This is a genomic window from Rhizobium skierniewicense Ch11 (assembly GCF_023757665.1).
GTDB lineage: Bacteria > Pseudomonadota > Alphaproteobacteria > Rhizobiales > Rhizobiaceae > Agrobacterium > Agrobacterium skierniewicense.
This window is the reverse complement of sequence record NZ_RXPG01000021.1, coordinates 352,333-371,118: the sequence shown is the minus strand read 5'-3', so window position 1 is coordinate 371,118 and position 18,786 is coordinate 352,333. Positions and strand designations below refer to the sequence as shown.

At 56.1% G+C, this 18,786-nt stretch carries 18 protein-coding genes; 7 read left to right on the top strand and 11 right to left on the bottom strand.

The window, feature by feature from the left end; genetic code table 11:
* Window positions 1-49: 49 nt before the first annotated feature.
* From EKM04_RS15970 to EKM04_RS15955, 4 genes are all read left to right on the top strand, one after another.
* Window positions 50-721 (top strand): tetratricopeptide repeat protein, encoded by a 672-nt coding sequence (locus EKM04_RS15970; RefSeq protein WP_174153697.1) that lies wholly within the window; start codon window positions 50-52, stop codon window positions 719-721.
* Window positions 722-895: 174 nt separating this feature from the next.
* Complete coding sequence (gene der, locus EKM04_RS15965) at window positions 896-2,329, top strand: ribosome biogenesis GTPase Der (RefSeq protein ID WP_174153696.1); 1,434 nt, start codon at window positions 896-898, stop codon at window positions 2,327-2,329.
* A gap of 21 nt (window positions 2,330-2,350) precedes the next feature.
* A complete protein-coding gene (locus EKM04_RS15960; protein ID WP_183895161.1) occupies window positions 2,351-2,809 on the top strand; it encodes an NUDIX hydrolase in 459 nt (152 codons plus the stop codon).
* A gap of 75 nt (window positions 2,810-2,884) precedes the next feature.
* Window positions 2,885-3,493, top strand: coding sequence for a DUF2026 family protein (locus EKM04_RS15955; RefSeq protein ID WP_183895163.1), 609 nt, complete (start codon window positions 2,885-2,887; stop codon window positions 3,491-3,493).
* 184 nt (window positions 3,494-3,677) lie between these two features.
* On the opposite strand, the gene EKM04_RS15950 is transcribed toward EKM04_RS15955, so the two are convergent.
* The 4 genes from EKM04_RS15950 to EKM04_RS15935 form a co-directional block, all read right to left on the bottom strand.
* Window positions 3,678-4,223: a hypothetical protein gene (locus EKM04_RS15950; RefSeq protein WP_174153693.1), complete on the bottom strand. Its 546-nt coding sequence runs from the start codon at window positions 4,221-4,223 to the stop codon at window positions 3,678-3,680.
* A gap of 8 nt (window positions 4,224-4,231) precedes the next feature.
* Complete coding sequence (locus EKM04_RS15945) at window positions 4,232-4,525, bottom strand: hypothetical protein (protein ID WP_174153692.1); 294 nt, start codon at window positions 4,523-4,525, stop codon at window positions 4,232-4,234.
* A gap of 147 nt (window positions 4,526-4,672) precedes the next feature.
* Window positions 4,673-5,722: a bifunctional monoglucosyl/glucuronosyl diacylglycerol synthase gene (locus EKM04_RS15940; RefSeq protein ID WP_183895165.1), complete on the bottom strand. Its 1,050-nt coding sequence runs from the start codon at window positions 5,720-5,722 to the stop codon at window positions 4,673-4,675.
* Between the two features lie 82 nt (window positions 5,723-5,804).
* Window positions 5,805-6,722 carry a sugar kinase gene (locus tag EKM04_RS15935; protein ID WP_183895167.1) on the bottom strand — a complete coding sequence of 306 codons (918 nt, stop codon included), beginning with the start codon at window positions 6,720-6,722 and terminating at the stop codon, window positions 5,805-5,807.
* 161 nt (window positions 6,723-6,883) lie between these two features.
* Between EKM04_RS15935 and bglA the strand changes: the two genes are divergently transcribed.
* Window positions 6,884-8,551, top strand: coding sequence for a beta-galactosidase BglA (gene bglA / locus EKM04_RS15930; RefSeq protein ID WP_183895169.1), 1,668 nt, complete (start codon window positions 6,884-6,886; stop codon window positions 8,549-8,551).
* A 9-nt stretch (window positions 8,552-8,560) separates the two neighbouring features.
* Here bglA and EKM04_RS15925 read toward each other — a convergent pair whose 3' ends face one another.
* From EKM04_RS15925 to EKM04_RS15915, 3 genes are all read right to left on the bottom strand, one after another.
* Window positions 8,561-9,502, bottom strand: a complete 942-nt coding sequence (locus EKM04_RS15925; protein WP_350310111.1) for an HD-GYP domain-containing protein — start codon at window positions 9,500-9,502, stop codon at window positions 8,561-8,563.
* Window positions 9,503-9,608: 106 nt separating this feature from the next.
* Complete coding sequence (gene ade / locus EKM04_RS15920) at window positions 9,609-11,318, bottom strand: adenine deaminase (protein WP_183895173.1); 1,710 nt, start codon at window positions 11,316-11,318, stop codon at window positions 9,609-9,611.
* Between the two features lie 167 nt (window positions 11,319-11,485).
* On the bottom strand, window positions 11,486-12,592 hold the full coding sequence (locus EKM04_RS15915) for a branched-chain amino acid ABC transporter substrate-binding protein (RefSeq protein WP_174153686.1): 1,107 nt from the start codon (window positions 12,590-12,592) through the stop codon (window positions 11,486-11,488).
* 287 nt (window positions 12,593-12,879) lie between these two features.
* Here EKM04_RS15915 and EKM04_RS15910 point away from each other — a divergent pair, with 287 nt between their 5' ends.
* Entirely contained in the window at window positions 12,880-14,049 is a 1,170-nt protein-coding gene (locus EKM04_RS15910) for a DUF3095 domain-containing protein (RefSeq protein ID WP_183895175.1), read from the top strand.
* A 100-nt stretch (window positions 14,050-14,149) separates the two neighbouring features.
* Here the strand turns inward: EKM04_RS15910 and EKM04_RS15905 are convergent, their stop codons facing one another.
* From EKM04_RS15905 to EKM04_RS15890, 4 genes are all read right to left on the bottom strand, one after another.
* Complete coding sequence (locus EKM04_RS15905; protein ID WP_174153684.1) at window positions 14,150-14,470, bottom strand: ArsR/SmtB family transcription factor; 321 nt, start codon at window positions 14,468-14,470, stop codon at window positions 14,150-14,152.
* A gap of 489 nt (window positions 14,471-14,959) precedes the next feature.
* Window positions 14,960-16,006 carry a choline ABC transporter ATP-binding protein gene (gene choV, locus EKM04_RS15900; RefSeq protein ID WP_183895177.1) on the bottom strand — a complete coding sequence of 349 codons (1,047 nt, stop codon included), beginning with the start codon at window positions 16,004-16,006 and terminating at the stop codon, window positions 14,960-14,962.
* Complete coding sequence (gene choW, locus EKM04_RS15895; RefSeq protein WP_174153682.1) at window positions 16,003-16,854, bottom strand: choline ABC transporter permease subunit; 852 nt, start codon at window positions 16,852-16,854, stop codon at window positions 16,003-16,005. The genes choV and choW overlap by 4 nt, the downstream gene beginning before the upstream one ends.
* Window positions 16,855-16,943: 89 nt before the next feature.
* The gene (locus EKM04_RS15890; protein WP_174153681.1) at window positions 16,944-17,903 is read right to left on the bottom strand and encodes a choline ABC transporter substrate-binding protein; all 960 of its coding nucleotides are present in this window, start codon (window positions 17,901-17,903) and stop codon (window positions 16,944-16,946) included.
* 223 nt (window positions 17,904-18,126) lie between these two features.
* On the opposite strand from EKM04_RS15890, the gene EKM04_RS15885 reads away from it, so the two are divergent.
* Complete coding sequence (locus tag EKM04_RS15885; protein ID WP_183895179.1) at window positions 18,127-18,708, top strand: thymidine kinase; 582 nt, start codon at window positions 18,127-18,129, stop codon at window positions 18,706-18,708.
* The last annotated feature ends 78 nt before the right edge of the window (window positions 18,709-18,786 follow it).

Here is an 18,786-nt window from a genome sequence, read left to right as displayed (position 1 = left end):
CAGACCGAAAGAACGGCAAACGGTTTCGGTGCGGGTAACGGAGAATTCGATGGCGAACGAAAACGACACCTTCATCCGCGAAGTCAACGAGCAGATTCGCTCGGAGCAGATGAGCAATTTCTGGGGACGGTATGGAATTGTCGTTATCGGCGCGGCCGTGCTGATCGTGCTGAGCGCTGCCGGTGTCGGTATTTACGAATACTGGAACACGAACCGCGCTTCTGCGTCAGGCGACCAGTTTGCTAGCGCGCTGAAGCTGGCATCCGAAGGCAAGAACGATGAGGCGCTAAAGGCGTTTTCTGATCTGGAGACTGCCGGTCACGGTTCCTATCCCGTGCTGGCCAAGTTCCGCTCGGCGACGCTTTTGGCGCAAAAGGGCGATGCGGCCGGTGCCATCGCGGCGTTTACTGCAATTGGTAACGATAACAGTGCTCCGCAGGTATTCCGCGATACGGCCAAGGTTCGTGCGGCCTGGCTTTTGGTGGATACCGGAACCTATGAGCAGGTTTCCGCGCAGGCGGAAGTGCTGACGGGTGAGGGGCAGGCCATGCGCAATTCGGCACGCGAGGCTCTCGGTCTTTCGGCCTACAAGGCTGGCGATTTCGTCAAGGCGAAGCAGTGGTTCGAGCAGATCACCGCAGACGTGCAGGCACCGCGTAACGTGACCAGCCGCGCCCAGATCATGCTCGATAATATTGCCGCTTCCGGCAAGGCAGCGTAACAGTCTCTTCAATAATCGCCGCTGGCCGGCTGCAAATGGCATTTTCTGCGCTTCCGGTGCTCACGTACTTTGAGTACGCTCCGCGCCGGTTCTTGAAATCACCATTTTCGCCAGACCAGCAGCAATTCTTGAATAGACAGTGCATCCACGCCAAAATTCAGGTTAGGGTTTCCCATGAGTTTCACCGTCGCCATAGTCGGGCGTCCCAATGTCGGCAAGTCCACTCTGTTCAACCGACTGGTTGGCAAGAAGCTGGCGCTCGTGGACGACACGCCGGGCGTGACCCGCGACCGCCGCCCCGGCGACGCGAAACTGGTGGATTTGCGCTTTACCATCATCGACACAGCCGGTCTGGAGCAATCCGGGCCGGAAACGCTTCAAGGCCGGATGTGGGCGCAGACGGAGGAGGCCATCGATGAGGCCGACATCACGCTGTTTGTTGTGGATGCCAAGTTCGGGCTGACGCCCGCCGACAAGACACTGGCGGAAATGCTGCGCCGTGGGGGAAAGCCGGTCGTGCTGGTGGCCAACAAGTCAGAGGCGCGTGGATCAGACGGCGGCTTTTACGATGCCTACACGCTTGGTCTTGGCGAGCCTTGCCCGATATCGGCGGAACATGGCCAGGGTATGATCGACCTGCGCGATGCGATCGTTGCGGCCGTTGGCGAAGATGTCGCCTTTCCGAAAGACGATTTCGACGAAGCTGAAACCGATATCGTTTTGCCACGAGGCGAGCCGGGTGAGGACGAAGACGAAGACGAAGAGCCCGTTTACGATGAGACCAAGCCACTCCGTGTCGCCATCATTGGTCGCCCGAATGCCGGCAAGTCGACGCTCATCAACCGCTTCCTCGGCGAAGACCGCCTTCTGACCGGCCCGGAGGCTGGCATTACCCGTGACAGTATCTCGGTTGAATGGGACTGGCGCGGCCGCACCATCAAGATGTTCGACACCGCCGGCATGCGCCGCAAGGCACGCGTGATCGAAAAGCTGGAGAAGCTTTCGGTTGCCGATTCCCTGCGCTCCATTCGCTTTGCAGAGACAGTCGTCATCGTCTTCGATTCCACCATTCCGTTTGAAAAACAGGATTTGCAACTCGTCGATCTGGTTATCCGCGAAGGGCGCGCAGCCGTGCTCGCATTCAACAAATGGGACCTTGTGGAAGATCCGCAGGCATTTCTGGCCGAATTACGCGAAAAGACGGAGCGTCTTTTGCCACAGGCACGTGGTATACGCGCGGTGCCGATGTCCGGTCACACGGGTTACGGCCTTGATCGCTTGATGCAGAACATCATCGACACGGACAAAATCTGGAACCGTCGCGTATCCACGGCCAAGCTCAATAAATGGCTGGACGCACAGGTCACCCAGCATCCGCCACCAGCGGTATCCGGTCGTCGCCTGCGGCTGAAATACATGACGCAGGTCAAGGCTCGCCCACCGGCCTTCATGATTTCCTGCACACGTCCTGAAGCGATCCCGGAGTCCTATACGCGCTACCTCGTCAACAATCTGCGCAAGGACTTCGACATGCCGGGCGTGCCGATCCGTGTGCACTATCGCGGTTCAGACAACCCATTCGAGAGCAAGGCGAAGAAGAAGCGTTGAGTGTTTTGCGGAGCAACTGCTATGGCCAGCGTACCAATCCAGTGTTTCGCGGTATCGGTGGTCGTCATTCGCGAAGCTGATGGTGGTCACGAAGTCTTGCTGCTGCGTCGTAACCACACGCTCATCGGCGAATGGTGCCAGATCGCTGGAGGTATCGAAGCCGGAGAAACGGCTTGGCAGGCCGCTTTGCGTGAGGTCAGGGAAGAAACTGCACTGACCTGCTTGCGCCTCTACTCGGGGGACATATGCGAACAGTTCTACGAGGCAGATCGCAATGCAATCAGCTTGCTACCGGTCTTCGTTGGTGTCGTTCAAAGTGACGCACACGTCACCATAAACGGAGAGCACAGCGAGTTTCGTTGGGTTTCATTCGCTGAAGCTGCTACCATGGTGCCGTTTGCAGGTCAAAGGAACGTGCTTCGACATGTGGAAGCGGAGTTTGTCTACCGTACTCCACCCAAATATCTCCAGATTACATAGCAATCGGCTGGCCACGTTGGAGCCGTAAGAGCAGCGCCTTCGCATCGTGCTGTAGAGAGTTTTTTAGGAGAAGTAATGCTGATCAAGCAGACCGATTATCATCGCATCTACCGCGTCATCAACAGTTTGCTGATCAACGAGAATGCCGATCCGGCGACGGCTTCGATGTATTTCAGTACCTTCGGCGCATTCATTCTGGAGCACCATTACAAGATCAAGGCCAAGCCGAAGGGCGGTTTGGCTGCTTATAATCTCGACGGCAAACGCATTCTGTTTGCGGATCATCGCGACGACGGGCATGTGACCGGAGCAGGCGAGAATTTTCACTGCTGGGTGGAGGCGGACGGCTGGGTCATCGATTTCATGGCTCCTGCTTTTGCGCAGGCGGCCAAAGAGCTTTCGGTCCCATCGAAAATGTTTCAACGTCCGCTATCGGCTATGGCGCCTTCCGTCAACGATCTGGAAACATCCGGCGATTTTTTCTACAAGTCGGAGCCCGAAGCTACTGCCCGGCGATTTGCCGACTGGCGCAAGCACGCAATGATCGGTGATCTCGCCTCGATTGCCGCTGGCTGGTTTCGCAAATCGCCAAAGCACATGCAGGCATCCATTTCCACCATCGACAGCACCGGCAAGAGCAGCGTCATCCCACTTTCGGGCAATGCGCTAACTGGTGCATGGTGAGAATGGTGTGAAAAAAAGGACGGCCAGCGTAATCTCGCGGCAGCCACCTGACGTCAATCAGCAGCCCGACCCCGCTCTATAGATAGCGGCGGTCGCATCCCGCTCGCCTTGTGACAGGACAAAGTCTTTTCGTCTAGACGTTTGAATGAAAAAGGCCGCTTTGACATATCTTGAGGCTAGCGGATCAACGATCGAGCAGTTCGCCCCAACGGTTGTGTAAAGAGCCGGGCGCGTCTGCCACGGGACAGGTTTCTGTGGGCAGCATGATTTTCTTCTCGATTGCACAACTGCAAAGCCCGCAGGTTTTGCTGTCCTGTGCGAAAATTTGAAAAAGCAGGTGGGGCGATGGTTCTCGCAGGTGAGGGCAAATCTTACAGGCGGCACGTCGCTTTTCCTTGACGTCGTCGCTGACTTGCGAAAATCCGTGTGCGGCCCAGCGTCCAAGGGCAAGACTGGCCTGTTTCAAAAGTTCTGTCGTGGGTATTGGCGCCCATTTGGGGAGGCTTGTCTCGGCGACTGAATCGATCAACTCTTGCAAGGCCGTGTGTTCATGTCGGGCCTCAAACAGGCGGTACAGGAACAGCGGATCGACGGAGGCGCGTCGGGCAACATTTTCCGGTAAAGCTGTTTGGAAGCCGAGCATCTCGCTCAGCTTGAAGGAGAAAGCGCTTTGCGCTTCCTCCTCAGTCTTAGCCTGACTTTTTTGCGGTGTTTGCAAAATGTCGGTCATGGCCGCCTTTATGCTCCAACCATTTCTTTCATGACGGCGTTGTGCTGAGTGTAACACGCCTCGACCGTGCTGGTGATCGTCGAGTTGATGATCGCGCAAGGAACGACCCAGGGGCTATCAGTGCATTGCAGCTTGCATGTCTGCGCCTGGGGATCGTAGTTCCAGGAAACCGTAAAGCCGCTTTTCGAAGCACTGCCGGAGTTAGCGGTAATCGTAACGCCGAGCTTGCTGGCAGAATCGACACCGCACTGCCAAATCGCCGGGGTGACGTTGTTGAAGGTAAGCATTGCACATGCAGACATTTTTTTCTCCTCATCGTTTGGTCGCAATCAATTTGCCTAAGCAACCTAGAAGAGTTTTTATCATTCTTCAATCTTTAAGTTGTATATAAACTAATATGTTACTTTTAAGTGCAGTGCTTGGTGGCCGTCGGTGCTTTGATCAGTACCTCAAGCCGTCGAGGTCGCGTAGAAATTCTGCGGCCCGTTGTTGGCTGCCGAGGTTACGTTGTCGAGGAACTGCCGCGAGGCTTTTTCCCAGGAGTAGGTGTTGGAGAGCGCCCGAGCCGCTTCCGGTGAGCAGTCGAGAGCGCGGAGGCAGGCTTGGCGTAGATCGGTGTTGAGGGCGCTGGCGTTGGGGTGATCGCCGAGGATGTCGATGGGGCCCATGACAGGGAAGGCTGCCACAGGCACGCCGCTTGCCAGCGCTTCGAGTATGGTGTTGCCGAAGGTGTCGGTCTTGGACGGGAAAACGAAGACGTCTGCTTCGGCATAAGCACGTGCGAGGTCTTCGCCGGTTTTGACGCCGGTGAAGAGAACATTGGGATATTTGTTCTGCAACTCGGCGCGCGCGGGGCCATCGCCCACCACAATTTTTGAGCCCGGCAAATCAAGGTCGAGGAATTCCGGAAGGTTCTTCTCGACCGCCACGCGGCCGACAGTCATGAAGATCGGGCGTGGCAGATCGAAAGGACGCTCGGTTTTTTCGCGTGGGTGGAACAGTCGCGAATCGATGCCACGGCTCCAGCGTTTGAGGTTCTTGACGCCGCGCGTGTCGAGTTCCTTCTGAAGGCTGGGCGTTGCGACCATGCAGGTGCTACCGCCATTGTGGAACCATCGCACAAAAGCGTAGAGCCAGCTTTCGGGGATGGGAAAGCGGGCAGCGACATATTCTGGAAAGCGCGTATGGTAGCTGGTGGAAAAGCGCATACCATGCTTGATGCACCAGCGCCGCGCCATGAAGCCAAGCGGTCCTTCGGTTGCGATATGCACGTACGATGGCTGACCTTTTTCGATTTCGCGCGACACGCGGCGGTAACCGGCAACGGACAAGCGGATTTCCGGGTAGGTCGGGCAGGGCACCGAATGAAAGCTCTGTGGCGTGACCATGCAGACTACGACACCGATGCGTTCCAGTTCTGCATTGGTGTTTTCGATGGAGCGAACGACGCCGTTGACCTGGGGATGCCATGCATCCGTGACAATGGTTATTCTGGTCATGCCTGGCCGACCTCCGCGCTTGCGAATCCCGGTGGCTTTCCGGGTCTTCGGCTATATGCGGCAGGCGTGTTACAGCATCATGTCAACGCTTGGGCAGCAGATCATGATCGATGAGTGCACCGTGGTGGCCAATCACCGTCGCCGCTGCCTTGGCCGCAAAAATAGCAGCATCCTGCGGCGTGCTGCCGCCGAGCCATTTTGCCAGGAACGCACCGTTGAAACTATCGCCTGCGCTGGTCGTATCAACGACATCGGCTGCCTGGACGGCAGGTGCATGACTTTGTTGCCCGTCAAAGTCCAGCGTCGCACCCTTGGCGCCATCTTTGACGACGATGTTGGCCACGCCGAGATCTCGATAGCGCTTGATGGTCGCGGCAACGTCGGCATCTCCAAAGTTGCCCGCCTCGTCGTCAAAGCTTGGCATTATCATCGTTGCCGCTCGCGCGCCGTCCGTGATGGTCTTCAGCATCATCTGCTTGTCGTTCCAAAGGCGTGGGCGAATATTGGGATCGAACACCACCTGTTTGCCGAAGGCCTTGGCACGACGCAATTCCGCCAGAAATGTATCGACGGCCAAGGGTGTTGCCAAAATGGCAAGCGTTATGCCGGAGAAGTAGATGAGGTCGGATGCCTCGATCGTACCGCGGAGATGGTCGGCATCGGTTGCCAATTGGCGGGCTGCAGCCGTGCTGCGCCAGTAGCTGAACGTGCGCTCGCCGTTTTTGAGATTGATGAGGTAAAGTCCCGGCGTACCGCCCTTGATCCGGGTTACATTGCCGGTTGCGATGTCTGCCCCGCCAATGAAATCCAGCATTTCCTGCGAAAGCGGATCATCACCCAGCGCGGTAAAGTATTCGACGGTCCATTCGGCAGGCAGGCAGGCACGGGCGTACCAGGCGGTATTGAGCGTGTCTCCGGCGAACCCTTTTCGCAGCAGGCCGTCTCCCGCCTGCGAAAGTTCCACCATGCATTCCCCGATAGAAAGAAACCGTCCACCCACTGCGCGTAAACTCCTCTTGTGACCCGTCGGAACTACGATGCATGGCGCGGACTGGCAAGGGCAGGTCGGCCCCGCTGTGATGTTACGCCACACTGCATGATTGACGTTTACGAACGGAGCCGGGCTTTATATGCTTTGGCGAATGAAACTGGAGAATGCCCATGCCGCACCCCGATGCCGCCGCCACGACCGCAGCAGATTATGCAGACTGGTGGAGGGGAGCGGTGATTTATCAGGTCTATCCGCGCTCGTTTCAGGATACGACCGGGGATGGCTATGGTGATCTTTCCGGGGTAACGCAACGCCTGCCTTATATCGCGTCTCTGGGTGTGGATGGCATCTGGCTTTCGCCGTTCTTCACCTCGCCCATGGCAGATATGGGTTACGACGTCTCCGACTATTGCAATGTTGACCCCATGTTCGGGACACTTGCCGATTTCGATGCCTTGATTGCCGAGGCGCATCGGCTGGAACTGAAGGTGATCATCGATCAGGTGATTTCCCACACGTCGGATCAACATCCCTGGTTCAAGGATAGCCGTGCAAGTCGCACGAATTCCAAGGCCGACTGGTATGTTTGGGCCAACCCGAAACCGGACGGAACAGCGCCCAACAACTGGCTTTCGGTTTTCGGGGGGCCTGCCTGGGAGTGGGATGGCGTTCGCAAGCAATACTACATGCACAACTTCCTCACCTCGCAGCCGGATCTCAATTTCCACAATGCCGAGGTTCAGGACGCGCTTTTAGAAACGGTCAGGTTCTGGCTGGAGCGGGGCGTAGATGGCTTTCGGCTCGATACGGTGAACTACTATTTCCACGACAAGCTGCTGCGCGATAATCCGCCACATGCCCCTGACAGCGACAGTGCCGGTCTCGATGCGCCCGATGTGAACCCCTATGGCATGCAAAGCCACATTCACGACAAGACGCAGGTCGAAAACATCGCGTTTCTCCAGCGCTTCAGGGCACTGCTCAATGAGTATGAGGGGCGCATGACGGTTGGCGAGGTGGGTGATGGCGCCCGTTCGCTCGAAACCGTTGCAGCCTACACATCCAATGATGACAAGCTCAACATGTGCTACACCTTCGACCTCCTGGGGCCGGAGTTTACCGCAAAGCACATTCGCGATGCTGTCGATGGTTTCGACAAGGCGGTCACCGATGGCTGGGTATGCTGGGCGTTCTCCAACCATGATGTCGTGCGTCATCTTACCCGTTTTGCAGAGGGCGTGGAAGAACAGGCGCGGGTTGCCAAGTTGGCCTTCAGTGTTCTGGCAACGCTGCGCGGTTCCATCTGCCTCTATCAGGGCGAGGAACTGGCGCTGACGGAAGCCGATCTGGCATTCGAGGATCTGCGCGACCCTTACGGGATCCGCTTCTGGCCTGCCTTCAAGGGCCGCGACGGGTGCCGCACACCAATGGTTTGGGAAACCGGGCAGGCAAGTGCCGGTTTCACCACCGCCGAAAAGCCTTGGCTACCCGTTCCCTATGCTCATGCGATGCTGGCTGCAGACGGGCAGGAACGAAAGCCGGACTCGGTTCTGAACCATTACCGGGCCGTTCTGAAATTTCGCGGGCAGCATGCCATGTTGCGTGATGGCGATATGGCATTTCTGGAAACCCAGCAGGACCTGCTTGCCTTCACCCGAACCAAGAACGATCAGTCCTTGCTTTTCGTCTTCAATCTGACCCGCGAACCCATGGAATATCTTGTTCCGAGTGGTCTGAAAGTCGGTGAAGTCTTGCAAATGCCGGGTTTTGCGCCTCATTTCGAGGGCGGGGTCGCCAAGCTGGATGCGCTTGATGTCTTTTGCGCGCGTCTGGCGTGATCTGCGGATCTAAAGAATGCCTTTCGTCATCTCAGGATCGAGACTGAGGATGAAGTGCCATAGGAGGGCTTTGTCGAACTGATTTTCGTGGGACATCATCCAGCTCAAAGCCTGTTGCGAAGACCACCCCTTTTTGTAAGGCCGGGCTGAGGTCAACGCGTCGAAAACATCGCAGATGGTACTCATACGCACCTCCGGACCGAGTTGTTCGGCGACGAGTTTGTCGGGGTATCCTCTGCCATCCAGTCTTTCGTGATGGGAGCGGCAGATATCCAGGACGAGACGTGGCAGGTTCACATGGGTTAAGAGCAGATCATAGCCACGTTCGGGGTGCTGTTCGACAAGTCGTCGTTCAGCAGCGTTCAATGGTCCTTGTTTGTTCAGAATTTCGACGGGTATGGTCAGCTTGCCAATGTCGTGCAAAATTCCGGCCATGCAGAGTAATTGGACGGTTTCGCCGTCCATCTGCATGGATCTTCCGAAGTGCAGCAGAAGTGCTGCAACGGCGAGGGAGTGAACGAAGGTCGCGCTATCGCGAAAGCGCAGGCGGGACATGCCGATATAGAGGGATGGGTTTTCTTCCATCGTGCGCGCCACATCACTGACGAGCGGTGTGAAGGATTCCACCGTAATGGTGCGGCCGTGGCAGACATCTTCGATAAGGGATTTGGCTTCGGCGGCATGCCCCTGTATTTTTCGCGCGGTTTCCCACTTCTCCAGTTTCGTCGCCGTGGTGATATTTTTGACGTTGGGAGAGTACGCTTTGGCGTTATCGCGCCCAAGTGCAGTATTGATAAAAATGCCGGTCACGTTGCTGTTTTGGATGAGCTCGATCTCCTGTCCCGATCTGACGGTAAAACGTCTGCCAAGTGTCGGGCTATCCTGCCAGGCACCCTCCACGGCCTCGACAAACATACCAATCTTCAGCTGCGATTTGTCTATTCTCGTCACGACCACGGATTGCCTCGCCAGCGGTACTCCATCCTTGATCCGGTTGTTTATCTTAACTGTCTTAATTTCCGATGAGTATCAATTCTATATTTAACGTTATTTCTCGTTATTCCCGTTTCGAGCTTATAAGCGCGAAACGATCTACATCAACCATCCCCATGTCTGAGATCTTCAAATGAGGAATGACGGGTAGCGGAAGGAATGCCACCTGTAAAAACGGTTCCTCCAACGTCGTACCGAGCGCATAGGCGGCCTTACGCAGGTGGTGCAGCGTATCGCGCACCGTCTCATATGGCTCAAGGCTCATCAAACCGGCGACGGGCAGGGCGATCTCGCCGGTGACTCGGCCATCTTCAACAACCACAAACCCGCCCTTGATCTCGCCAAGCCGGTTGGCGGCTTGCGCCATGTCGTCTTCGCTGACACCGACAACGCAGATATTGTGGCTGTCATGGCCGACGGTCGAGGCAATCGCGCCCTTCTTCAAACCGAAGCCTTGGACGAAGCCATTGGCGTGATTGCCGTTCTTGCCATGCCTCTCGATGACGGCGACCTTGATGATATCGTTGTCCAGATCGACGCTGGTCTGATTGCCATCTGTCGGCAGCGTATAACGACGATGCTCCGTTATGATCTTGCCGGGCATGACGCCGATAACAGGCGTTTCACCTTCGGTGGCGGGAACACCGAAATGGGAGGCCTGCACAGGGCGTGCTTTGACGCTGTCGAGGCCGACGGCTGCAACCGACTGACGGGTTTCGAAAAGCTCTGCCGTTACGCGGCGACCCGCAGAAAACACCATGCTGGCCTTGCAGTTCTGCAACGTATCGATCACCACCAGATCGGCCCGCCAGCCCGGAGCAACGAGACCACGATCCCTGAGCCCGAATGCCTTCGCTGCGGAAATCGACGCGGCGCGGTAGATTGCCAGAGGTTCTACACCACTGGCGATGGCCGATCGGATCATGTAGTCGAGATGGCCTTGTTCCGCGATATCGAGCGGATTGCGGTCGTCTGTGCACAGGGCCAGATAAGGCGACAGGCGTTCGGTGATGATCGGCAACAGAGCATGCAAGTCCTTCGATACGGAGCCTTCGCGCACCAGAATGTGCACACCCTTGCGGATTTTCTCCAGCGCTTCCTTTGCGGTCGTGCACTCATGCTCTGTACGAATGCCAGCGGAAAGATAGCCATTCAGCGCCGTGCCGGACAACAGCGGAGCATGGCCATCGATGTGCTGCCCCTGAAAGGCTTCCAGCTTTTCCATGCAGATGGGATTTTTATGGATAACGCCTGGGAAGTTCATGAATTCGGCAAGACCGATGACCTTGGGATGGTCTCTAAAGGGCAGGAGCTTTTCGATCGGCAAATCCGCGCCGGAGGTTTCCAAGTGCGTCGCGGGAACGCAGGAGGACAGCTGGACGCGGATATCCATGATGGTTTCCAGCGCCGAATCCAGAAAGAACTGAATACCCTCCGAGCCCAGAACATTGGCGATTTCATGCGGGTCGCAGATAACGGTTGTTACGCCGTAGGGCAGGACACAGCGGTCGAATTCATGCGGTGTGACCAGCGAGGATTCGATGTGCAGATGGGTGTCGATAAAGCCGGGGACGACAATCTTACCGGTGATGTCGATGACTTCTACGCCCTCGTAGGCCTCGCATGTGCCCACGATCGTATCGCCGCAGATCGCAATGTCGGAGGCGATGAGATCGCCAGTCACGAGATCGTAGAAGCGCCCGCCTTTGAGCACGATATCCGCTTTCTCGCGACCTGTTCCCTGATCGATCTTCCGTTCGAGTGCCGATGCCATGTTTAACCTCGTTGCGATTGTGTTTGTCGGACAGAGTAAGCCAGACGCGACCATGGCTTGTCCAGCTTTGCTGACCTAAATGATGAGGCGGTATTTGCCGTGATTTGAAAAGAGAAAACCGGGCGCGATGGTCCGCACCCGGTTCTGAATGGCAGAGGTTTCGGTGATTATTCGGCAGAAACGATCTTGCCGTTTTCCCACTTGTAAAGCGCGAATGCCTGCGAGGTCAGGTCGCCGGTCTGGCCATAGGTCAGTTTGCCAATGGCCGTTGCCACGGGCTCACCAGCCTTGAGAGCCGTTGCGACGGCTTCAGCATCTTCTGCGCTACCGGCCTTCTCGATGCCGGCTTTCAGCACTTCAACGGCTGCATAGGCATTCAGCGTGAAAGCTTCGGCAGGAACGTTGGCAGCCGTCAGCGCGGCAGCGGCGGCTTTGGAGTCAGCGCTCTTGGTGGCGTCGGCCGCATTGGTGAAGATGGTGCCTGCCGCAGCGGTACCGCCGATGCTCCAGAATTCCGTGTTTGACAGGCCATCGCCACCGATTACGGTTGCCTTAGCGCCGGAATCCTTCAACTGGCGAACCAGCAGACCTGCTTCAGGGTGGTAGCCACCGAAGTAAACGACATCAACGTTTTCAGACTTCAGACGTGTGGTAAGAGCGCTCAGATCCTTTTCGCCGGGTGTGAGTGCATCATAGAAGACTTCGGTCACGCCGCCTTCGTTCAACGTTTTTTTGAAGGAGTCTGCCAGACCCTTGCCGTAGGCGCCTTTGTCGTGGATGACGGCTATGCGGCGGTCTTTCAGCTGCGATAGCACGAGCTTGGCGGCAACCTGCGCCTGCTGGTCGTCACGACCGCAGGTGCGCAGTACGTTCCACAATTCGCGGTTTGTAAGATCAGGTGCGGTGGCGGTCGGGGTTACCATCAACACGCCGTTTTCGGCGAAAACGTCCGAGGCGGGAATGGCAACGCCAGAGGTAACGGGACCGACGACGAAGCGAATGCCTTCTGCAACCAGCTGGTTGGCGGCAGACACGCCTTGCTTGGGCTCGCCACCATCATCGGCCAGTTTCAACACGACCTGTTCGCCCAGAATGCCACCGTTTTTGTTGATGACCTCGACGGCGGTCTGAGCGCCTTTCTTGACCTGATCGCCATAGGCTGCGACCGGACCGGTCAGCGGTGCGATAAGGCCGATCACGATCTCCGCATGAGCCAGTGGTGCGAAAGCTACGGAAGCCGCAAGCGTCAGACCGGATAGAATTTTGAGTGTCATTTCGTCTCTCTCCTTGGATTGGGTCGTATCCCCGATAAGTCGTCGGGGCCGGGGCGTTCATTGCCACGCAAATTGACCCTTCCACCAGACGAGCGGCGCCGTATCATCTTTGATTTACAACATCCTAATGTGGTTCATACTCGCCAGAACTGATTTCGCAAGCCATGTTTGATCTAAAGGTGGTGCTGTCGCGTAAATCATCTGTGAAGACTTTCACCGGCGGTCGATGTCATGAGACGGGAAGGCCGCTAAGCAGCCGGATCTGTGCGAGAGAGGATGGTGCCGTCATGTTGTCGCCCGACGAAGAGTTCCTGAGTGAGCTGCCGCTGTTCCTTGAATTCGAGGACGTCGCCAATCCCACGCTTTATCGCGCGCTGCCAGACGGTTGGGCGCTTGCTCTTGCCGATATCAACGATTCGACCGGCGCCATCGACGCAGGCCGTTACAAAGCGGTCAATATGGCCGGTGCCGGTGTCATCTCCGGAGTTTTAAACGCCCTGAAGCGGCATGACTTGCCATTTATTTTTGGAGGGGACGGTGCAGCGATTGCCGTCCCGCCCTTGCAGGTGGAAGCGGCGCGTGAAGCCTTGTCAAAGGTTCAGAGCTGGGTTGCGGACGACATTGGTCTTTCGCTTCGCGCCGCCATCGTGCCTGTGGCGGCAATACGAGAGAATGGTTTGGATGTACGCATTGCCCGGTTTCAAGCGAGCGACGATGTGTCCTATGCCATGTTTACAGGTGGTGGCAACCACTGGGCTGACGAGCAGATGAAGCAGGGACACTATCTGGTTGAGCCTGCCGAAAGTGGTTCGCGGCCCGATCTTACGGGTTTGTCTTGTCGCTGGAACCCGATTCCCGCCACATATGGCACGGTGGTGTCGATCATCGCCGTGCCTGGGCTGACGCAGGACACTGTCGCATTCCGGCACCTCGTGTCGCAGATTGTCGCGCTTGCCAACGAGGATGGACGTGGTGGCCATCCGGTTCCCGCAGAAGGGCCACCGCTTGGCTTCATTCGCGAAGGGCTTGCAATGGAGGCGCGCGCGCTGTCGGCTTACAGGGACAGGCTGTCCCAAGCCCGCAAAGGTGCGTGGGTGCTATTTCAGACGATCCTCATCGCTGTGCTCTACAAGCTCAGAAAGCCTGTTGGTCGTTTTGACCCCATCGAATACAAACGCGCAGTTGCCAGCAATACGGACTTCCGCAAGTTCGACGATGGGTTGAAGATGACGGTCGATGTGGATCCGGAACGGCTAGCCGGTATCAAGGCAAAGCTGGAGGAGGCGGCGCGTGACGGTATCTGCTATTACGGCCTGCACGAGCAGGATACGGCGCTGATGACCTGTATCGTGCCGTCGCCGCTGTCGAAAGACCACATGCATTTTGTCGATGGCGGCGATGGCGGCTATTCGAAGGCCGCTGCCAGTCTCAAGGCCCAGATGCAGGCCATCATATAATCAATGTTTCAACGCCAATGGCCGGGGCGGCCGGTTACCTGTAGATAAAAACGCGCAGCGCCAGCCGTTGAAATGTCCAGCGCTGGCATTGCGCTATTCTTCAAGCAGCAGATTTTTCCGAGCTTGGGGAGGCGCAGTAGATACCTTCAAGCGTGGAAAGGATTTTTTTGACGGATTCAGAGGTACTGGAATAGTAGATCGTCTGAGCATCGCGCCGGGTCTTGACCAAACGCTGCGCACGCAGCTTGGATAGGTGCTGCGACAAAGCGGATTGGCTAAGGCCAACCTGCGTAGCGAGCACGCCAACCGGTACTTCGCCTTCAACCAGGCTGCACAGGATCATCAGGCGCTTTGGGTTCGCCATGGCTGACAAAAGGCCCGCGGCGACTGTCGACTGTTCAGAAAGAGACTCAGTGTTCATATTCTTACTTCTCCCGAGTAAAGCCCGCCCCGGACCATCTCATTGGCAAACCATTTTTGGTATGCGTAAAGTGTACCAATTCGGTCAGATCGCTGTATATACCTAAATCTAAGGTATGGTGCAGTGTATATTAGTTATAGTTTAAACTCGTTTATTTTTCCTATTAATCCGGAAAAATAGTTATAAATTCCTATTTTTATATATTATTTTTTGAATTTTGGAATTTTTTATTAAATTTCAATCTATTAAAGTATTTTATTTCGTTTCTCTGAAGTGCGTCTATAGGTGAACGAATTACCAGATTTTGGGACCGCCTCCAAAATAGGCATTTCAAATGTCATTCGTTTTATCTGCTGCTTCACGATTGCAGTATGAGCCGTGAAGGACAGGCGGGTGAGGCAAACGTCTTGCGAGGAGGCTATTCGACCTGTGTCTCTGCAAAGGGGACGCTGAGCTGCGATGCAGACGTCGTGCACCGCAGCCCGTGTTCTATCGCCGTCTGTGAGTTGTCAGCCCGCGAATGATGTCGTCTGCGGAGATGGTTCCGACAATCGACCCGTGATCGACGATCCCGATTTCGCCGGGCTGCTTTGCCATGGCATCCAGAATATCGACCAGAGGGGAGGTCGGGCGCGCTGTGCCGGATACCGGGAGACCCGCCTGGTGTGCGCTGACGCCCGGTCGCATCACGTCTGCTGCCGTCAGCATGGATATCGGGTTCATGTTTTGCACGAAATCCGAAACATACTGGTTGGATGGGTTTTTAACGATTTCCCGTGGCGTGCCGCACTGGATGATATGGCCACCATCCATCATGGCAATGCGATTGCCGATGCGGAACGCTTCATCCAGATCGTGGCTAACGAACAGAATGGTTTTTTTCAACCGGCTTTGGAACTCCAATAGTTCATCCTGAAGACGGCTGCGGATCAGGGGGTCGAGCGCGGAGAACGGCTCATCCATCAACAGGATGGGTGCGCCGGTGGCAAAAGCTCTGGCAAGACCAACACGCTGTTGCATGCCCCCGGAGAGTTCGCCCACCTTGCGGTTTGCCCATTCCGAGAGATTGACGAGTTCCAGCTGTTCAGCAACGCGCTTCTTACGCTCAGCGTCCGAAACGCCCGCCAATTCAAGGCCGAACCCGACATTGTCAGCGACATTGCGCCACGGTAACAGCCCGAACTGCTGAAACACCATCGACACCGTGTTGGTGCGAAGTTCCCGCAATGCCTTCGTTGATGCTTTGTAAGGATCAAGATAACCAGATGGTGTTTTCACACTGACATTGCCGCGCACGACAGGCGCAAGTCGATTGACAGCTCGCAGAAGGGTCGACTTTCCAGAGCCAGACAATCCCATCAGAACGAGAATTTCCCCCTCCTTGACTGTGAGGGACGCATTGGCCACGCCAAGCACATGGCCTGTTTTTGCCTTGATCTCCGTACGGGTTTTGCCTGCGTCGATCAGTGGCAGCGCTTCTGATGGACTGTCGCCGAAGACGATATCGACGTTTTCGAAAATAATCGCGTCACTCATACTTCATCCTCCGAGCCCGGCAGACGGAACAGCCGGTCGAGAATGATCGCCACAATGACGATACAGAGTCCGGCCTCAAACCCCATGGCGATATTGACGGTGTTGAGTGCGCGCACCACAGGAACACCCAAGCCGTTTGCGCCGACCAGTGCGGATATGACGACCATGGACAGTGCCAACATGATCGTCTGGGTTAGGCCCGCCATGATCTGTGGTGTGGCGTAGGGCAGTTCCACCTTGCGCAATACCTGACCTGGCGTCGCACCAAAGGCAACCGCAGCTTCGACCAAGGCTGGTGGCGTGGAGATGATGCCGAGCCTTGTGAGCCGGATCGGTGCGGGCAGGGCGAAAATCACCGTTGCAATCAACCCCGGCACCATTCCAAGTCCGAACAGGACAAGGGCTGGAATGAGGTAGACGAATGTCGGAATTGTCTGCATGAGGTCGAGTGCTGGACGCATGAAGGTGTAGACCCATTTGCGTCGTGCAGCTAAAATTCCAAGCGGGATGCCGAGGATCATACAGACGATGCTCGCAGCAATGACGAGTGCGAGTGTCTCGGTTGTCGCTTTCCAGTAGCCCAGATTGATGATGAGCAGCAGCCCAAGCGCCGTAAACAGCGGCATTCCGATGGAGCGACGCATCCACGCAGACAGGGCCGTCAGCACGGCGACGATGATGAGAGGATGCGGCGCCTGAAGCATGAAAAGAAAAGCGTCGATGACGCTTTCGAAAATGAAGGATAACCAATCAAAGAAAAAAGAAAGATTTCCGGTCAGCCAATCGACTGCTTCCTTGGCATATCGACCGATCGGTAAACGGTTTTGAGAAGCGCTGAGCCATTCCACGGTAAGACGGGACCTTTCGTGAACGGAGTCATAATTGTCTTCCGACCGTGATCAGGTCGGAAGACAGGTTCAAATGCAAGATAAAGCCTCTAGAGGCCGATATTTTTCTTTGCCGCAGTCAGGGCATCTTCGCTGCCATCTTTGGTCTTTACACCTGCAAGCCATGGCTCGATGGCAGTCGGGTTGGCCTTCAGCCAATCCGTTGCGGCAGCTTCCGCTTCCATGCCGTCATTGAGAATCTTGCCCATGATCTCGTTTTCCATGGGAAGTGTGAATTGCAGGTTTTTCAGGAGCGCGCCAATATTGGGGCATTCCTGAACGTAACCAGCGCGTGTGTTGGTGTAGATCGTGGCGCCGCCGAGATTCGGGCCGAACACATCGTCACCGCCGGTCAAGTAAGTCAGCTTGAAATTGGAGTTCATCGGGTGGGGTTCCCAGCCGAGGAAGACGATGGGGTCGCCGGATTTTTCAGCGCGTGCCACCTGCGACAGCATGCCCTGTTCAGAGGATTCAACGACCTGAAAATCTTTGAGGCCAAACGCGTCCTTTTCCACCATGCCAAGGATCAGACGGTTGCCATCATTGCCAGGCTCGATACCGTAGATCTTGCCGCTCAACTCGTCGCTATGGGCGGCGATATCCTTGAAATCCTTGATGCCGAGTTCGGCACCCTTGGTGTTGGTTGCAAGCGTGTATTTGGCGCCGGTCAGGTTCTCGCGAACGGTTTCCACAGACTTGTCTTCGCGGTAAGCCTTGATGTCGCCTTCCATTGTTGGCATCCAGTTGCCGAGGAAAACGTCGATATCCTTGTTTTTCATCGAGGTGTAGGTCACGGGCACGGAAAGGATTTTGACGTCTGTCTCATAGCCCAGGCTTTTGAGGATGACCGAGGCGGTTGCAGTGGTCGCCGTGATGTCCGTCCAGCCCACATCCGAGAAGCGGACAGTGCCGCAGCTTGCCGGTTCGGCCGCAGAGGCGGCGGTGGTGAAGAGTGCCATTGCAGAAACTGCTGCGGCGAGTGCCAGACAGCGGCGATTTTTTGCAAGCATTGCTTACTCCCTCTTTTTTAAACTTCGCGCCCATTATGAATATCTGGAGCAGACAATCAACTCATGCGCGTTTGCGTGCGATGCACAACGGTTTGCGACACGTCTTCGATTTTTAGAATGGCTGAAGACTATTGACCAAGGAAAGCTGTGTTTTTTGTCATGCGGCTCTTGCCCTTGGCCTAGCCCAAGCCGCAAAAGACGCCAGAACCGACCGGAGGGCATGATGGCCAAGCTCTATTTCAACTATGCGGCAATGAATGCCGGCAAGTCGACCATGCTTTTGCAGGCGTCGTACAATTATCATGAGCGCGGCATGCGCACGCTGATCTTTACCGCAGCATTCGACAACCGAGCCGGTGTCGGCAAAGTTGCCTCACGTATCGGCCTCTCCTCCGATGCTCTCGTTTTCGATGATAGTACCGACATTCTTGCGCAGGTCACGCAGTTGCATGCGCAAGAGCCGGTCGCCTGCGTCTTTATCGATGAGGCTAATTTTCTGTCGGAACACCACGTTTGGCAACTGGCCACGATTGCTGACACGCTGGGTGTTCCGGTTATGGCTTACGGCCTGCGGACCGATTTCCAGGGCAAGCTGTTTCCCGCCTCAAGGGAGCTGTTGGCGATTGCCGACGAGTTGCGAGAAATTCGTACGATCTGCCACTGCGGACGCAAAGCGTCCATGGTGGCGCGTTTCGATTCCGACGGCAAGGTGGTCAAGGAAGGTGCGCAGATCGATGTCGGCGGCAATGAGAAATACGTCTCCTTCTGTCGTCGCCACTGGGTCGACGCCGTCAAGGGCGATTAACCCTTTTGGTGCACGCGATCTCTTCTGCTTCTTTGCGAGAAGGCTACCCATATTTATATGTGTGGACTTTTTGCTACA

Excerpts from the sequence above, each read along its gene's own strand:
- ade (WP_183895173.1), bottom strand. The coding sequence starts at position 11,318 with ATGGCATCGGCACTCGAACGGAAGATCGATCAGGGAACAGGTCGCGAG.
- der (WP_174153696.1), top strand. The coding sequence starts at position 896 with ATGAGTTTCACCGTCGCCATAGTCGGGCGTCCCAATGTCGGCAAGTCC.
- choV (WP_183895177.1), bottom strand. The coding sequence starts at position 16,006 with ATGAGTGACGCGATTATTTTCGAAAACGTCGATATCGTCTTCGGCGAC.
- EKM04_RS15945 (WP_174153692.1), bottom strand. The coding sequence starts at position 4,525 with ATGTCTGCATGTGCAATGCTTACCTTCAACAACGTCACCCCGGCGATT.
- EKM04_RS15885 (WP_183895179.1), top strand. The coding sequence starts at position 18,127 with ATGGCCAAGCTCTATTTCAACTATGCGGCAATGAATGCCGGCAAGTCG.
- EKM04_RS15960 (WP_183895161.1), top strand. The coding sequence starts at position 2,351 with ATGGCCAGCGTACCAATCCAGTGTTTCGCGGTATCGGTGGTCGTCATT.
- EKM04_RS15890 (WP_174153681.1), bottom strand. The coding sequence starts at position 17,903 with ATGCTTGCAAAAAATCGCCGCTGTCTGGCACTCGCCGCAGCAGTTTCT.
- EKM04_RS15915 (WP_174153686.1), bottom strand. The coding sequence starts at position 12,592 with ATGACACTCAAAATTCTATCCGGTCTGACGCTTGCGGCTTCCGTAGCT.
- bglA (WP_183895169.1), top strand. The coding sequence starts at position 6,884 with ATGCCGCACCCCGATGCCGCCGCCACGACCGCAGCAGATTATGCAGAC.
- EKM04_RS15905 (WP_174153684.1), bottom strand. The coding sequence starts at position 14,470 with ATGAACACTGAGTCTCTTTCTGAACAGTCGACAGTCGCCGCGGGCCTT.
- EKM04_RS15940 (WP_183895165.1), bottom strand. The coding sequence starts at position 5,722 with ATGACCAGAATAACCATTGTCACGGATGCATGGCATCCCCAGGTCAAC.
- EKM04_RS15950 (WP_174153693.1), bottom strand. The coding sequence starts at position 4,223 with ATGACCGACATTTTGCAAACACCGCAAAAAAGTCAGGCTAAGACTGAG.
- EKM04_RS15970 (WP_174153697.1), top strand. The coding sequence starts at position 50 with ATGGCGAACGAAAACGACACCTTCATCCGCGAAGTCAACGAGCAGATT.
- EKM04_RS15910 (WP_183895175.1), top strand. The coding sequence starts at position 12,880 with ATGTTGTCGCCCGACGAAGAGTTCCTGAGTGAGCTGCCGCTGTTCCTT.
- EKM04_RS15955 (WP_183895163.1), top strand. The coding sequence starts at position 2,885 with ATGCTGATCAAGCAGACCGATTATCATCGCATCTACCGCGTCATCAAC.